The organism is Pseudomonas sp. P5_109 (assembly GCF_034009455.1).
Taxonomy (GTDB): Bacteria; Pseudomonadota; Gammaproteobacteria; order Pseudomonadales; family Pseudomonadaceae; genus Aquipseudomonas.
In genome coordinates, this window is sequence record NZ_CP125380.1 from 2,803,244 (window position 1) to 2,819,236 (window position 15,993).

General features: G+C 60.3%; 14 protein-coding genes. 6 read left to right on the forward strand and 8 right to left on the reverse strand.

Features of this window, described 5'->3' with window-relative positions:
- The first annotated feature begins 35 nt into the window (after positions 1-35).
- On the forward strand, positions 36-1,052 hold the full coding sequence (locus QMK54_RS12765) for a succinylglutamate desuccinylase/aspartoacylase family protein (RefSeq protein ID WP_320402633.1): 1,017 nt from the start codon (positions 36-38) through the stop codon (positions 1,050-1,052).
- A 1,202-nt stretch (positions 1,053-2,254) separates the two neighbouring features.
- On the opposite strand, the gene QMK54_RS12770 is transcribed toward QMK54_RS12765, so the two are convergent.
- Positions 2,255-2,599, reverse strand: coding sequence for a DUF6124 family protein (locus tag QMK54_RS12770; RefSeq protein WP_320402634.1), 345 nt, complete (start codon positions 2,597-2,599; stop codon positions 2,255-2,257).
- A gap of 584 nt (positions 2,600-3,183) precedes the next feature.
- Here QMK54_RS12770 and QMK54_RS12775 point away from each other — a divergent pair.
- Together QMK54_RS12775 and QMK54_RS12780 are read left to right on the forward strand one after the other, a co-directional pair.
- On the forward strand, positions 3,184-3,642 hold the full coding sequence (locus tag QMK54_RS12775; RefSeq protein ID WP_320402635.1) for a hypothetical protein: 459 nt from the start codon (positions 3,184-3,186) through the stop codon (positions 3,640-3,642).
- 240 nt (positions 3,643-3,882) lie between these two features.
- On the forward strand, positions 3,883-5,256 hold the full coding sequence (locus QMK54_RS12780; protein ID WP_218498467.1) for a transposase: 1,374 nt from the start codon (positions 3,883-3,885) through the stop codon (positions 5,254-5,256).
- 279 nt (positions 5,257-5,535) lie between these two features.
- On the opposite strand, the gene QMK54_RS12785 is transcribed toward QMK54_RS12780, so the two are convergent.
- Positions 5,536-5,973: a GNAT family N-acetyltransferase gene (locus QMK54_RS12785; protein ID WP_223595922.1), complete on the reverse strand. Its 438-nt coding sequence runs from the start codon at positions 5,971-5,973 to the stop codon at positions 5,536-5,538.
- A 463-nt stretch (positions 5,974-6,436) separates the two neighbouring features.
- Between QMK54_RS12785 and QMK54_RS12790 the strand changes: the two genes are divergently transcribed.
- Positions 6,437-7,114 (forward strand): DUF3313 domain-containing protein, encoded by a 678-nt coding sequence (locus QMK54_RS12790; RefSeq protein WP_223595920.1) that lies wholly within the window; start codon positions 6,437-6,439, stop codon positions 7,112-7,114.
- Positions 7,115-7,231: 117 nt separating this feature from the next.
- Here the strand turns inward: QMK54_RS12790 and phnE are convergent, their stop codons facing one another.
- From phnE to QMK54_RS12820, 6 genes are all read right to left on the reverse strand, one after another.
- Positions 7,232-7,999, reverse strand: a complete 768-nt coding sequence (gene phnE, locus QMK54_RS12795) for a phosphonate ABC transporter, permease protein PhnE (RefSeq protein WP_223595913.1) — start codon at positions 7,997-7,999, stop codon at positions 7,232-7,234.
- Complete coding sequence (locus tag QMK54_RS12800) at positions 7,996-8,823, reverse strand: PhnE/PtxC family ABC transporter permease (protein ID WP_223595910.1); 828 nt, start codon at positions 8,821-8,823, stop codon at positions 7,996-7,998. Before QMK54_RS12800 ends, phnE begins: the two co-directional genes overlap by 4 nt.
- Positions 8,817-9,614, reverse strand: a complete 798-nt coding sequence (locus QMK54_RS12805; protein WP_223595908.1) for a phosphonate ABC transporter ATP-binding protein — start codon at positions 9,612-9,614, stop codon at positions 8,817-8,819. The genes QMK54_RS12800 and QMK54_RS12805 overlap by 7 nt, the downstream gene beginning before the upstream one ends.
- Positions 9,611-10,462, reverse strand: a complete 852-nt coding sequence (locus QMK54_RS12810; protein ID WP_320402636.1) for a putative selenate ABC transporter substrate-binding protein — start codon at positions 10,460-10,462, stop codon at positions 9,611-9,613. The genes QMK54_RS12805 and QMK54_RS12810 overlap by 4 nt, the downstream gene beginning before the upstream one ends.
- Before the next feature lie 928 nt (positions 10,463-11,390).
- Positions 11,391-12,569: a PLP-dependent aspartate aminotransferase family protein gene (locus QMK54_RS12815; protein ID WP_320402637.1), complete on the reverse strand. Its 1,179-nt coding sequence runs from the start codon at positions 12,567-12,569 to the stop codon at positions 11,391-11,393.
- Complete coding sequence (locus tag QMK54_RS12820) at positions 12,566-13,942, reverse strand: pyridoxal-phosphate dependent enzyme (RefSeq protein WP_320402638.1); 1,377 nt, start codon at positions 13,940-13,942, stop codon at positions 12,566-12,568. The genes QMK54_RS12815 and QMK54_RS12820 overlap by 4 nt, the downstream gene beginning before the upstream one ends.
- Positions 13,943-14,219: 277 nt before the next feature.
- Between QMK54_RS12820 and QMK54_RS12825 the strand changes: the two genes are divergently transcribed.
- Both QMK54_RS12825 and QMK54_RS12830 read left to right on the forward strand, forming a co-directional pair.
- Complete coding sequence (locus QMK54_RS12825; protein WP_320402639.1) at positions 14,220-15,581, forward strand: NAD(P)/FAD-dependent oxidoreductase; 1,362 nt, start codon at positions 14,220-14,222, stop codon at positions 15,579-15,581.
- Positions 15,581-15,991, forward strand: a complete 411-nt coding sequence (locus tag QMK54_RS12830) for a RidA family protein (RefSeq protein ID WP_046042476.1) — start codon at positions 15,581-15,583, stop codon at positions 15,989-15,991. Before QMK54_RS12825 ends, QMK54_RS12830 begins: the two co-directional genes overlap by 1 nt.
- Positions 15,992-15,993 lie beyond the last annotated feature (2 nt).

Below are 15,993 nucleotides of genomic sequence, written 5' to 3' on the forward strand. Positions count from 1 at the left end.
GCGTTTTTCAACGGTCATGACGGGAGGGAAAGCCAATGCCGCAGGATATTTCGTTCAGTGTTCGTAACAACAACGGTGACGCCGTGCGGGTCGGTGCCTGGCGTTACGCAGGCGACGGCAGCGGGCCCAACGTACACCTGCAGGCCGGCGTGCATGCCGATGAAATCGCCGGGATGCTGGTCCTGCACCTGCTGATGCAAAGGCTGCAAACCGCCGAGGCCCAGGGCCGGCTCAAAGGCAACATCACCGTGGTGCCGCAGGCCAACCCGCTGGGCATCGGGCAGTTTCGCCAGGGGCGGATCCTCGGGCGTTACCACGACGCCACCGGGCATAACTTCAACCGCGCGTTCGACCAGTCGGCAGCCATGGAGCGACCTTCGACCTGCGTCCAGCAATGGCAAAAGAAACTGGTGCAACTGGCCGCCCCGGCCGACGTGATGCTCGACCTGCACACCGATGACGAGGCCTTGCCGTACCTCTACGTGCACCGCAGTTTCCAGACCCGTGGCCGCGAACTGGCGGCGGCGATGAAGATGGACGTGGCGATCATCTGGGATGACGGCGGCGACGGCTCCTTCGAGGAAACCATCATCGCCCCGTGGCTGCGCGAAGGCGTCACCGAGCACCGTATGGCGGCGACCCTTGAGTTGCGCGGGCAGGGCGATGTCAGTGATCGTTTCGCCGAGTCGGATGCCGAAGGGCTGTACAACTGGCTATGCAGCTGCGGCGTCATCGATGAGTCAGTGGCGCCTGCAGACTGGCCCGTCGAAGCCGTGGAAATGGGCCACATGGAAACCATCATCGCCCCGCAACCCGGCGTGCTGATCTTCGAAAAGGAGCTGGGGGATTTCGTCGAGGAAGGCCAGCGCTTTGCGCGAATCCTCAGGACCCCGGGCGATCCATCCTCCGAAGTGGTGCTGCATGCCGAGCAAGCGGGGCGCCTGGTGACGCGCTATCGCGATCGCCTGATCCCCCAGGGCATGGGCGTGGCGAAATTCACCGGCAGCCGGGTGTCGCGAAACTGGAGCGGCGGGTTGCTCGACCCGAACTAGCAATCCCCCAACATCAAACACACAAACCCTGTGGCGAGGGGGCTTGCCCCCGTTGGGTCGCGTAGCGGCCCCGCTTTTCTTCAGTCAAACAGTGCAATCAGGTTTTGCGACGGCTTCGCCGCCGAGCGGGAGCAAGCTCCCTCGCCACAAGGGCGGTGTTAGCTCCAGAGTTAGCGTCTGCCAATGAATCAGTGCGATGTAAGTGTTGTTGCGCCAATTGAGCCTGCCGACATTTGTGGCGAGGGGGCTTGCCCCCGTTGGGCTGCGAAGCGGCCCCGCTTTTCTTCAGTCAAACAGTGCAATCAGGTTTTGCGACGGCTTCGCCGCCGAGCGGGAGCAAGCTCCCTCGCCACAAGGGCGGTGTTAGCTCCAGAGTTAGCGTCTGCCAATGAATCAGTGCGATGTAAGTGTTGTTGCGCCAATTGAGCCTGCCGACATTTGTGGCGAGGGAGCTTGCTCCCGCTGGGCTGCGAAGCGGCCCCGCTTTTCTTCAGTCAAACAGTGCAATCAGGTTTTGCGACGGCTTCGCCGCCGAGCGGGAGCAAGCTCCCTCGCCACAAGGGCGGTGTTAGCTCCAGAGTTAGCGTCTGCCAATGATTCAGTGCGATGTAAGTGTTGTTGCGCCAATTGAGCCTGCCGACATTTGTGGCGAGGGGGCTTGCCCCCGTTGGGCTGCGAAGCGGCCCCGCTTTTCTTCAGTCAAACAGTGCAATCAGGTTTTGCGACGGCTTCACCGCCGAACGGGAGCAAGCTCCCTCGCCACAAGGGCGGTGTTAGCTCCAGAGTTAGCGTCTGCCAATGATTCAGTGCGATGTAAGTGTTGTTGCGCCAATTGAGCCTGCCGACATTTGTGGCGAGGGGGCTTGCCCCCGTTGGGCTGCGAAGCGGCCCCGCTTTTCTTCAGTCAAACAGTGCAATCAGGTTTTGCGACGGCTTCGCCGCCGAGCGGGAGCAAGCTCCCTCGCCACAAGGGCGGTGTTAGCTCCAGAGTTAGCGTCTGCCAATGATTCAGTGCGATGTAAGTGTTGTTGCGCCAATTGAGCCTGCCGACATTTGTGGCGAGGGGGCTTGCCCCCGTTGGGCTGCGAAGCGGCCCCGCTTTTCTTCAGTCAAACGGTGCAATCAGGTTTTGCGACGGCTTCGCCGCCGAACGGGGGCAAGCCCCCTCGCCACAGGGTCAGCGTTTGCCACAGAATCAGTGATTATTCACGCGGATCAATCTGATCCAACACCCGATTCGCCGTGATCTCCGCCAACATCACACTGTTGGAAATCCCCAGCAGGGCATTGCGCGATCCGCCGTCCAGATGATCCACCAACTGATGCACCATCACATCGACCGAGGCCAGCGTCTCGACCAGATACACCATCAGGGTTTCGGTATCGACCTTGGGGTCGACGGTAAACAGGGAGCCAGGTGTGCGTGGTGTGGCTTTGATATCTGCGGCCGAAGGGAAGGCGAGGGCAGCCTCGTCGAGATGTTTTGAATCGGGTTCATACGGGGATGCCGGATCGGCGTCCGGCGGGTTGGGGGTGACCTTGAACATGGCAACTCTCCGTCTACGAGTTAAAGCTGCACCATTCGGTTCCAAGCGAAGGGTGGCAGCTGTACGCAGGTTGGAACCCGGGAAACGGAAACCCGGCAGACCCTAAGGTCTCCCACGCACAGCCGCCATAACGAAGCACACACTCAAAGGTGTGCAGCATGGGTTATGAAGGGCATCATGCGCCGTTTATTCATCAGGGTTCCAAGCCTGGTCGCTGAATTGGCAACGACGCGGAAACGATAAAACCAGGCCCCTGGGCGCACAAGCCGGCGGATTCTGGCGTAACCGTAGGCAACGACGCAAGGTCTTGTAGCCCCCCGGAAATACCCTACAACCTTTTTAAACAAGAGCTCTTTCGGACATCAACAACCGAGTAACGCCTTTCGTGTATCGCCGTGTATCAGGGCGCTGCATCCGCATACAGCCATACAAAACCATCACTTCACGGATACAGCCCGGATACACCACTGGGGCCAAATAGACCTGTCAAAGCGAGATGCACAACGCACCTCGCCACCAGGTTCATCACCCCTTGTGGTACGACCAATAGTGGTCCAGCCACGCCATTGATCCGGAGTATCAACATGTCTCGTATCCAGTCGAACAAAACCCGTATTGGCCTGCTCGCAGTTGCACTGGTCGGCGGTATCAACTTCGCCTCCACCGCGTTCTCCGCCGAAGCCTTGCCGCAAGGCTACCAACTGGCCGCCGCAGAAAAGACCAGCGAAGGCAAATGTGGCGAAGGCAAATGCGGCGCCGAAGCCAGCGCCCAGAAGACCCAGGCCGAAGGCAAGTGCGGTGAAGGCAAATGCGGCGATGCGTCTTTCGCACGCACCGACGCCGACCACGACGGCCGCGTTTCGCTCAAGGAACTGCTGGCCGTGGCCCCCAAGGGCACAGAGGAATTCAAGGCGATGGACACCAACGGCGACGGCTTCCTGTCGGAAGGTGAGGTGTACAAGTTCCGCACCAACCAGTTCACCTCCAACGGCAAGAAAGTACCGACTGAGCTGTTCACCAAGTTGAGCCAGGCTAAAGACTGATCGGCCTTAACGAAAAAACCCCTTCCTGTGCTGTCGCGCAGGAAGGGGTTTTTGCGTGGGCATTACCGGTTTGGTTGTCAGGTGCGGAATTGCCCTGCACTTGACCACCGGTTGCATCGGATTTGATCAGCTGGCTTTGTAACCGTGACCGGCAGAGAACGGCCGATTCTGTTGAAAAAGTAGCTCCCCTGTCTGGCCTGCGGCAAAATCTCTGCATTGGCCAGCAGGGAAGCACGCAGCATGATGGGACAGTTATCGAGTGGGCAGGAACGGCTGTTTTACTCGTTCAACCTTGAAGACCACATCCCCGCCAATCACCTTCTGCGTAGCATTGATCGGTGTCTCGATCTGAGCGACTTGCGCCATTACCTCGCCGATTTTTACAGCCCAATTGGGCGTCCGTCGATTGACCCTGAGTTGATGATCCGCATGCTGATCGTGGGCTATTGCTACGGCATTCGCTCAGAGCGTCGGCTGTGCGAAGAAGCCCATTTGAACCTGGCGTATCGCTGGTTCTGCCGGTTAAGCCTTGAAGATGAAGTCCCCAATCACTCGACCTTTTCCAAAAATAGGCACGGCCGTTTTCGGGACAGCGATTTGTTTCGCTGGCTGTTCAACGAAGTGCTGCGTCGTTGCATGGACGCCGGCCTGGTCAAGGGCGAAGGCTTTGCCGTGGACGCCAGCATCATCAAAGCGGATGCCAGCCGGCAGCGCGGTGTACCGGGTGATGAACCGGTCAACTGGAACGATCCGGCCCTGAGCACCCGCGCCGTGCGTGAGTATCTTGAGGCACTCGATGAAGAGGCTCTGGCCGAAACGCTACCGAAGCGCCTATCGCTGACTGATCCTCAAGCCCGCTGGACCGCAGCTCCAGGTGGCCCAGCGTTCTACGCTTATTCCACGAATTATCTGATCGATACCGAGCACGGCGTGATCATGGACGTGGAACCCACACCGGCTCATCGAACCGCAGAAGTCGAGAGCACCAAGACGATGATCGAACGGGTCGAAGCGCAGTTCGACATCAAGCCGGAGCGCCTTATTGGCGACACCGCTTACGGCACCGCGCCGATGCTGGCCTGGATGGTGGAGGAAAAAGACATCGAGCCGCATGTGCCGGTGTGGGACAAAACCGAGCGCAAGAACAACAGTTTTTCGAGCAACGATTTCCACTGGAATGAAGAGGCTGAGGAATACCGCTGCCCGGCCGGAAACCCATTGCGCAGCGAATGGCGAGCCTTCAAAAATGAGCGTTCACACGTCACCAAAGCCAACACCATTATCTTCCGATCCCGGCAGACCGACTGCGTTGCCTGTCTGATGAAAGCCAAGTGCTGCCCGAACACTGCGTGCCGCAAGATCGCCCGCAGCGTCCATGAAGCCGCGCGCGATGTGGCTCGGCGAATCGCAGCGACACCTGGGTACGTGCGCTCTCGCCACGAACGTAAGAAGGTCGAAATGTTGTTTGCCCACCTCAAGCGCATCCTGAAATTGGATCGCCTGCGACTACGTGGCATGAGTGGCGCGACTGATGAATTCACGCTGGCCGCTGCGGTGCAGAACCTGCGACGGCTGGCCAAATTTACATCTCAAGGGCCACCTGCCACGGGATAGGTGCGCCTGCACGAAGCAAAAAACCTCAAATTAACCCAATAACAGAGCAGCAAAGGTCAACGAAGAGCCGAGAAACCACTCGATGTGGTGAGTAGGTTCTCCGATGGTGGTCGTGCCTTAGTTCAGGCCAGCTGAAAATCCGACTTTTTCAACAGAATCGGCCAAAAGCTGACGGTGGCTACAGGCAGAAATCGACCCATAGCGGACTCTGACCAGCATTTGGTTAAGGGGGGGCTTTAGCCCGTCCCATTGAGCGAAGTGAACGATTTGAACCAGTTGTTATGCATGTTTTACTAGCCGTTTCTTTAAATGATACAGGTTAGTCCCAATTGGGCGATCCTCAAGAACACCATAAATCTCATATCCATGCCGCTCATAGAACTTTTTAGCATCAACGGTTTTTAAGAATGCAACTACTGCTCCATTGTTGGCACCAATCGCTTCTGCTTTTTCCAAAAGCATAGATCCTACTTTTTTACCGCGATGAGATTCCTTAACCCAAAAGGTGTCAATTTCTAAGCCATCCCAGTAACAATTACAGCTTATTGCACCGATGTAGTCGCCTACTTCATCGTGTGCAACCACCATAAATATTTTATCTTCCGATTCTGGTGGCAGATTTGGATATTGAATTCGAAGATATTCTGAAAACCTATTATTCAGAACTGCTTTATCCTTTTCTGTTGGAGAACCCAATACATCAATCTTGATTTCCATTTTATTGCTCCTTAAATTCAACTTTTAGATGCCGAACGGCTTTTGGCATAACATCCCATGTTCATGCGTAATCCATTGAGCAATCAAAAAATCGACATTGTAAACGCGACATCAAGAAAGGTGAAAGCGACATATTACTTAGCACATGACTGACGTGTTAGCTGCGTGTCCATGGTCTGCTTTTGGCCGTTTTCTGCCTCTCGCCAAAGGCAGTACTCGACCAGTGCCAGACCTTGAGATCGTGCCGCAGATCTGCAAGAACGGACTATGCTCTGGGGGCATCAATGTCAGTTGGGCTGGGGGCTGTCTCTGCGGTATGTCGGTGCAGCAGATCCAGTTCACAACGGCAATCAATCTCCGGTGAGTCCTACAACGCCTGCATTCAAGCCATGAAGAGAAACATGACTTGGCGTTTCTGTTTTTCAGTTGACTGAGCGCGACTAAATCGTGGAGTGAACCCACCATGTCCTTGGACCATAAACTGTTTGTTGGCGTCGCACTGACATACCTGCTACTCGGCGGTTGCACCTCCCAAGTCACTGAACGCGAGCAATATTCGGGCTTCCTGTCCAGTTACAACAACCTGCAAGAAGTGACCACCGCCACGGGTGAGAAGGCAATGCGCTGGGTGAGCCCGTCGTGGAACCCGAATGCGTATGACACCATAGCGTTCAGAACGCTGGAGTTTTATCCCTCGCCCAAACCCAATGAGCAGGTCAATCAACAGACGCTGGCCGACTTGCAGGACTTCATGTCCAGAAAGGCCAAAATCGTGCTGGGACAGAAATACCAGAGGGTGTCTAACGCCGCCGCCGCACCGGCCAGGTCACGCCCCCTGATTCTGCGGGCGGCAATCACTGGCGTCAGCGCTTCGAACGAAGGTATGAAGTGGTATGAAGTGATGCCGATTGCGGCCGTTGTCGGAGCGACACAGGCAGCTACCGGTCACAGGGATCAAGACACTAATCTATTTGTTGAAGCCGAGTTCATAGACGCAAGAACCAATCAAACAATGGTCAAAGTGGTGCGTAAGGTATTCGGCAACCAGCTAGAGAACGAAAGTCAGAAAATCACCACCAAGGACTTTAAAGACGCTATTGAAAAACTGAATACCGATCTCTGGACGTTCATCCACAGCTGACCGCTAATGAACTTTCAGTTTCTCTCTCCTCTTGCGTCCTGTCAGCCGATGCGCGCCCCTGTATATGTTAAGGCGGCGATCCGACTTGCCCGCGATCACGACGACACACTGGCCGCTTCACGCCTTAACCCAACGCTGCCGACTCCAACTACTCAACCCATCAACCGCAAACACCAGCACCAACATCGCCAATATCACCGTACTCGCCTGAGCCTCCTGAAACAGACTAAGACTCACATAAAGCATCTGCCCCAACCCCCCAGCCCCAACAAAACCCAGCACACTGGCCATCCGAATATTGTTCTCCCAGCGGTACAAAATGTACGCCAGCAACTGCGGAAACAGGTTGGGCAGTGTGCCGTAGCAGAAAGCCCAAACCACATTACCGCCCTGCAAACGAATGGCTTCAGCCGGTTGCGGCGGGGTGTTTTCCAAGGCTTCGGCGAACAGTCGACCGAGCACCCCGGTGGTGTGCATCGCCAGTGCCAGGGTCCCGGCGTTTGGGCCGAGTCCGGCGGCCAGCACCATCAACGCCGCCCACACCAGTTCGGGAATGGCGCGCAGGGCGTTAAGCACAAGTCGTGATGCGCTCTGCAACGGCCAGCCGAATCGCCCGGCCGCTGGCAACGCCAGGAGCAGGCCGAACACCGCCGCGAGCAGGGTGCCCAGGGCTGACATGGCCAGGGTTTCCACGGCGCCTCGGCCGATGGCTTGCAGATGGCCGGCGCTCAGGTCCGGGCTGAGAAAACGCAGGACGTAGGCGCCCATCTGTTGCAGGTTGCCGCTGCCGGTCAGTTCGCCGAGGTCGATGCCCAGGTAGCTGAACGAGGCGACGACCGCTGCGCCGATGCACAGGATGAGCAGCAGGTTGATCAGGCGATTCATGCGAACCTCCAGCGCAGCAGGCGGCTGATCTGGTCGGCGAACAGCACCAGGACGAAAAAGGTCAGCAGCATGCTCGCCACTTCACCGCCGGCGAACATGCGCAACGACAGGTCGATCTGCTGGCCCAGGCCGCCGGCGCCGACGAAGCCCATCACCACGGAGGCGCGGATCGCGCATTCCCAGCGATACACGGTGTACGACAGCAATTCCGCCGCGACATTGGGCAGGATGCCGTAGCAGAACGCGGTCAATCGACCGCTGCCGGCTTGCAGCAGGGCGTGGGCGGGGCGCTGGTCGACCGACTCGAAGATTTCCGCGTAGACCTTGCCGAGCATGCCGCTGTAGGTGATGGCGATCGCCAGCACCCCGGCGGTCGGGCCGAGGCCGACGGCGCGCACGAACAGCAGGGCCCAGACGATTTCCGGCACGCTGCGCAGGAAGATCAGCAAGCCTCGCACCGGCCAGCGCAGCAGCCGGCCCAGGGCGCTGGGGCGACCGCCGCGCGAAGCCGCCGACAGCGACAGCGCGCGGCTGGCGAGCAGGCCGGCGGGCACGGCCAACATCAGGGCCAGGGCCATGCCGGCGGTGGCGATGGCCAGGGTCTGCAACGTGGCTTGCCAGAGTAACTCGAGGAACTCTTGGTCATGGGCGGGGGGCCAGAAGGCCGAGACGAAACGGCCCATCTCGCTTTGGCTGTCGTCCTTGAACAGCACGCCCAGGTCCAGCTCGCTGAAATGGATGCCGGGCCACAGCAGGGCAAGCGCTAACAGCGTGAGCAGCAGACGAGGAAGGGTGGCCGGGTCCCGCGTATCGCGCGTCAGCATCGGGGAATCTGCAGGCTCAAGGGCGCCACCGGAGCGGGCGGCGATTGCAGTTGCTCGTTGGCGTAGAGCCTGTCGAGCAAATCGTGGTCGACTTCGCTGGCGGGAAGGTCGAACAGGACCTGGCCGTCACGCAGACCGATGATGCGCGAGAAGTGCGTCAGGGCCAGTTCCACGGCATGCAGGCTGGCGACCAGGGTCACCTTGTGTTCCCGGGCGTGGCGGCAGAGGATCGACAGGGTGTGCCCGGCCAGGACCGGGTCCATCGCCGACACCGGCTCGTCGGCCAGCAGCACTTCGGGGGCCTGGTACAGCACTCGGGCAATGCCCACGCGCTGCAACTGGCCGCCGGACAATTGCTGGCACTGGGCGAACAGCTTGTCGCCAAGATCGAGTTTGAGCAGGGCCGCCCGCGCGCCAGGCACATCCACTGGATGCAAAAGGCTCAGCAGGCTTTTGGCAAAACCCCATTGGCCCAGTTTGCCGGCCAGCACCGCGGTGACCACGCGCTGGCGCGGTGGCAGTGGTGGCGCCTGATGCACCAGGCCGATGCGTGCGCGCAGTTGCTGACGTCGACGTGCGGAGAGGTGCCAGGCTTGTTCGCCGAGCACCTCGACCGTGCCGCTGCCGGGGCGCAGGGCGGTGGCGAGCAGGTTGAGCAGGCTCGACTTGCCGGCGCCGGACGGGCCGATGATTGCGACCTGCTCACCGGCGGTGATGTGCAGGTCGATCTCATTTAGCGCCAGCACGCCCGTGTCGTGGGTGAGGCTGACGCGGTTCAGATGCAATGTCATTTCAGCAGGTCGGCAGCGCGCGCGGCTTCCTCGATGCCCTTGTAGTTCTCAGGCTTGGTCGCGATGAAGCGGCTGGCGGCTTGCAGGTCCAGGATGGCCTTGTCTTCGGGTTTTGCCGGGTCGAGCGCGAGGAAGGCCGCCTTGATCTTCTCGGCCAGGGCCGGGTCGAGGGTGCCGCGCACGGTCCAGTTGTAGTCGAAGTAGGCCGGCGTGGTGGCGAAGACCTTGACCTTGTCGGTGTCGACCTTGCCGGCCTTGACCAGTTTTTCCCAGACGCTGGCATTGAGCACGCCGGCGTCGACTTTGCCGGCCTGGACCCAGGCGACGGTGGCGTCGTGGGCGCCGGAGTAGCCGACGCGGCTGAAGTAGGTTTCCGGCTTGATGCCGTCCTGGAGCATGAAGTAACGCGGCATCAAGCTGCCGGACGTCGACGACACCGAACCGAAGGCGAAGGACTTGCCCTTGAGGTCGGCCAGCGACTTGACGGCCGGGTCGGCGGTGATGAATTTGCTGGTGAACTGCGCATCCTGCTCACGCTGTACCAGTGGAATGGCATTGCCGGTTTTCAGGCGCGCCTGCACGAAGGTGAAGCCGCCCAGCCAGGCCATGTCGATGCGATCGGTGGCCAGCGCCTCGACCACCGCCGGGTAGTCGGACACCGGCACGAACTCGACCTTCATGCCCAGTTGCTTCTCCAGGTATTCGCCCAGCGGCTTGAACTTGCGCAGCAATTCGGTGGGGGCTTCGTCGGGAATGGCGCTGACCTTGAGGGTGTCGGCAGCCTGTGCCAGCAGGGCGGTAACGGATAGGGTCAGGCCGACGGCCAAGGCCAGGGTACGTTTGAGCATGGAAGTTCTCCGGTTCAATAGCGGAAAAATGTCGATGCGCCCCGCACACGCTAATTGCTGCACGACGCTTCGTGAGGGTAGACGAAAACGTCGGGATTATAGGGACTCTTGTGTGCCAGGCCAGCAAAACCTGTAGGAGCGAGCTTGCTCGCGATTGCGGAGTGTCAGCCAGCATCAATATTGACTGATCCGACGCCATCGCGAGCAGGCTCGCTCCTACAGTGGATCTCTGGTGAACATAAAATTTGTGTAAGACAGAAATTTAAATGTGGGAGCGGGCTTGCTCGCGAAAGCGGTATATCAGTCACACCGATGTTGGATGTGCCGCCGTCTTCGCGAGCAAGCCCGCTCCCACAGTGGATTTCTGGTGAACAGCCCATTTTTGTACGACAGAAATTCAAGTGTAGGAGCGAGCCTGCTCGCGAAAGCGGTATATCAGTCACATCGATGTTGGATGTGCCGCCGTCTTCGCGAGCAAGCCCGCTCCCACAGTGGATCTCTGGTGAGCAGCCCATTTTTTGTACGACAGAAATTCAAGTGTAGGAGCGAGCCTGCTCGCGAAAGCGGTATATCAGTCACATCGATGTTGGATGTGCCGCCGTCTTCGCGAGCAAGCCCGCTCCCACAGTGGATCTCTGGTGAACAGCCCATTTTTGTACGACAGAAATTCAAGTGTAGGAGCGAGCCTGCTCGCGATAGCGGAGTGTCAGCCAGCATCAATATTGACTGATCCGCCGCCATCGCGAGCAGGCTCGCTCCTACAGTGGATCTCTGGTGAACATAAAATTTGTGTATGACAGAAATTTAAATGTGGGAGCGGGCTTGCTCGCGAAAGCGGTATATCAGTCACATCGATGTTGGATGTGCCGCCGTCTTCGCGAGCAAGCCCGCTCCCACAGGTTTTGTGGTGTTCCTTAGTTCTGGTGATTTACATCTTTGCCAACGCCTGCGCCAGATCCGCCCGCAAATCCTCCACATCCTCAACCCCCACCGACAACCTCACCAACCCGTCGCCAATTCCCAGTTCCGCACGGGTATCCGGCGGGATGGTGGCGTGGGTCATGATCGCCGGGTGTTCGATCAGGCTTTCCACGCCGCCCAGGCTTTCGGCCAGGGCGAAGATCTGGACGTTCTCGAGGAAGCGCCTGGCGCCGGCCAGGTCGCTGTTGAGGTCGAGGGCGATCATGCCGCCGAAGCCGCGCATTTGCCGTTGCGCCAGTTCGTGTTGCGGGTGCGAGGGCAGGCCGGGGTAGTAGACCCGCGAGACTTGCGGTTGGCGTTCCAGCCACTGCGCCAGGTCCAGTGCGTTGCTGCAATGGCGTTCCATGCGCAGGGCCAGGGTCTTCACCCCGCGCAGGGTGAGGAAGGCATCGAAGGGGCCGGCGATGGCGCCGACGGCGTTTTGCAAAAAGCCCAGGCGCTCGGCCAGTTCAGCGTTGTCGCCGACCACGGCGATGCCGCCGATCACGTCGGAGTGGCCGTTGAGGTATTTGGTGGTCGAGTGCAGCACGATGTCGAAACCCAGTTCCAGCGGGCGCTGGATCCACGGGCTGGCGAAGGTGTTGTCGGCCACGCAGATGATGCCGCGCGCGCGGCAGGTGCGGGCGATGGCGGCGAGGTCGGTGAGGCGCAGCAGCGGATTGCTCGGGGTCTCGACCATGACCATGCGGGTGTCGTCTTGCAGGGAGGCTTCGAACGCCGCCAGGTCGGTCAGGTCGACGAAGCTGAAGCGGTGCCCGGCGCTGCGCTGGCGCACCTTGTCGAACAGGCGGAAGGTGCCGCCGTACAGGTCGTTGCCGGAGACGATGTGCGAGCCGGCGTCGAGCAGTTCGAGCACCGTGGAAATGGTCGCCAGCCCCGAGGCGAAGGCAAAGCCCCGGGTGCCGCCTTCGAGGTCGGCCACGCAGCGTTCCAGGGCAAAACGCGTCGGGTTGTGCGAGCGCCCGTAGTCGAAACCCTTGTGCACGCCGGGGCTCTGTTGCAGGTAGGTGGAGTTGGCGTAGATCGGCGGCATCAGCGCCCCGGTGGTCGGGTCCGGCACTTGCCCGGCGTGGATCACCCGGGTGGCGAAGCCCTGTGGCGGGGCGTTTTTGTCCTGTTGACTCATGGCAGGGATCTCCGCAAATGGTTGAGCATGTCGGTTCGGGTAATCAGGCCGTGGAAGCCCGAGGCGTCCTGGATGATCGCCACCAGGCCACGGCCCAGCTCTGCCTCCAGTTCAGCCAGCGTGGCGTCGGGGGACAGGGTTTGCAGTTTGTCGGTCATGGCGCTGGCCACGGTCTTGCGAAAGTGCGCAACGTCTTCGTGCACGCCCAGCAGGATGTCGGATTCGTCGATCACGCCGACCAGTTGCTGACCCTTCACCAGCACCGGCAGTTGCGAGACGTCCGCCAGGCGCATGCGTTGGAACGCGGTGAGCAGGGTGTCGTCGGGGCCGACGCTGATCACCCGGCCATCTTCGAAGCGCCGCGCGATCAGGTCGCGCAGGTCGCCGTAGTGCTTGCGTTGCAGCAAGCCCTGATCGTTCATCCACTGGTCGTTGTAGACCTTCGACAGGTAACGCGTACCGGTGTCGCAGACGAAGCTGACCACGCGTTTCGGCTGGGTCTGTTCGCGGCAGTAACGCAGGGCGGCGGCCAGCAGGGTGCCGGTCGACGAGCCGCCGAGAATGCCTTCGGCGCGCAGCAACTGGCGGGCGTGGTCGAAGCTTTCCTCGTCGCTGATCGAGTAGGCGTGGCGCACGCTGGACAGGTCGGAAATCGACGGAATGAAGTCTTCGCCGATGCCTTCCACCGCCCAGGAGCCGGGGGTGGGGAGGGTGCCACTGCGGCTGTATTCGGCCATCACCGAGCCGACCGGGTCGGCCAGGACCATTTCCAGGTCCGGCTGCACGCGTTTGAAGAAGCGGGTCAGGCCGGTGAGGGTGCCGGCCGAACCGACACCGACGACGATCGCGTCCAGATCGTGCTGGGTCTGCGCCCAGATCTCCGGTGCGGTGCTGCATTCATGGGCCAGGGGGTTGGCCGGGTTGTTGAACTGGTCGGCGAAGAACGCATCGGGAATTTCCGCCGCCAGCCGCGCGGCGACGTCCTGGTAGTACTCGGGATGACCCTTGCCGACGTCGGAGCGGGTGATGTGCACCTCGGCGCCCATGGCCTTGAGGTGCAAGACCTTCTCGGTGGACATCTTGTCCGGCACCACCAGCACCACCCGGTAGCCCTTGGCGCGACCGACCAGGGCCAGGCCCAGGCCGGTGTTGCCGGCGGTGGCTTCGACGATGGTGCCGCCGGGTTTGAGGCGGCCATCGCGTTCGGCGGCATCGATCATCGCCAGGCCGATACGGTCCTTGATCGAACCGCCGGGGTTCTGTGATTCGAGTTTGAGAAACAGCGTGCATGGGCCGGTATCGAACCGGCTGACGCGCACCAACGGTGTATTGCCGATCAGTTCGAGCACGGCAGGGCGGGAATTGGTAAGCATGTCGTCACTTCCTTGCGCTAATTCGCACTGGGTGGACAGCGGCCTGCAATGTGCCATCAGGCGTCAATCACAGGCATTGCATCGCTAGGACCATAGGCCGGGATCCGGCCACCCGCAACCTCGCACAGCCGATCGGTCGGCTCGACGCTTTTTCCTCGCCAGCAACCACAAAAAACATAATTTCGCTAATCCCCGGCTCCGAACAGAATGCGGCCAACACCCTGACACCGATAGCCGTAGCAGAAGAACAACAGTGATCAGAATCGAGGCGGCAGCCATGACCGACCTGAATCAAACCACCTTTCAGAAGTGCACAGCCATGACAGTTGATAAAACCGTAATTGATACGCTTGTTGTTGGCGCCGGCCAGGCCGGCGTGGCCATGAGTGAACACTTGAGCAAACTCGGTGTGCCCCACCTGGTGCTGGAGCGCAACCGTGTTGCCGAAGCCTGGCGCACCGGCCGTTGGGATTCGCTGGTGGCTAACGGCCCGGCCTGGCACGACCGCTTCCCGGGCTTGGAATTCGACGGCCTGGACCCGGATGCGTTCGCCGGAAAGGAGCAGGTGGCTGAGTACTTCGAAGCTTATGCCCGCAAATTCAATGCGCCGATCCGCACTGGCGTGGAAGTGAAAAAAGTCGAACGCAATGCCGATCGTCCGGGGTTCACCGTTGAAACCTCCGAGGGCGTGATCGAGGCTCGCCATGTAGTGGTCGCCACCGGTCCGTTCCAGCGTCCGGCCATTCCGCCGATCGCCCCGGAAATCGCCAGCATCACGCAGATTCACTCCGCTCAATACTACAACCCGCAGCAACTGGCCGAAGGCGCGGTGCTGGTGGTGGGCGCCGGTTCTTCGGGCGTGCAGATCGCCGATGAACTGCAACGCTCCGGCAAGCAGGTCTACCTGTCGGTGGGCGCCCACGATCGTCCGCCGCGCGCCTATCGCAACCGTGATTTCTGCTGGTGGCTGGGGGTGCTCGGCGAGTGGGATGCCGAAGCCATGCAGCCGGGCAAGGAACACGTGACCATCGCCGTGAGCGGTGCCCGTGGCGGCCACACCGTGGACTTCCGCCGCCTGGCCCATCAAGGCATGACCCTGGTCGGCCTGACCCAAGCGTTCAATGGCGCCGTGGTGAGTTTCGAAAACAACCTCGCCGACAACATCCGCCGTGGCGATGAAAACTACCTGGCACTGCTCGACAAGGCCGACGCCTATATCGAACGCAACGGCCTCGACCTGCCGCTGGAACCGGAAGCGCGCGCCATGCTGGCCGATCCGGACTGCGTGACGAATCCAGTCCTTGAGCTGGACCTGTTCAAGGCCGGCGTGACCACGATCATCTGGGCCACCGGTTACTCCACCGATTACAGCTGGCTGAAGGTCGACGCCTTCAAGGACAACGGCAAGCCGCAGCACCAGCGCGGCGTGTCGGCCGAGCCGGGCGTGTATTTCGTCGGGTTGCCGTGGCAGTCCCGTCGTGGCTCCGCGTTCATCTGGGGCGTTTGGCACGACGCCAAGCACATTGCCGATCACATCGTTAAACAGCACACCTATTTCAACTATCGGGATGCGACCCAGCGTCAAGCCGACGCCGCCCGCGCACCTCTTCAGAAAGCCAGCCTCATGGGAGTTCGTTGATGCCTACTCATACCCGCATCCGCATGTTCAACACCAAAGACACCTACCCGAACCAGACGCTCGACAACGACCTGTGCCAGGCCGTGCGCGCCGGCAACACCGTGTATGTGCGTGGTCAGGTCGGTACCGATTTCAACGGTCAACTGGTGGGCCTCGGTGATCCGCGCGCCCAGGCCGAACAGGCCATGCGCAACGTCAAGCAATTGCTCGAAGAGGCGGGCAGCGACATGAGCCACATCGTCAAGACCACCACTTACCTGATCGACCCGCGCTACCGCGAGCCGGTGTACCAGGAAGTCGGCAAGTGGCTCAAGGGCGTGTTCCCGATTTCCACTGGCCTTGTGGTCAGCGCCCTCGGCCAGCCGCAGTGGCTGATGGAAATCGACGTGATTGCCGTTATCCCCGAATAAGG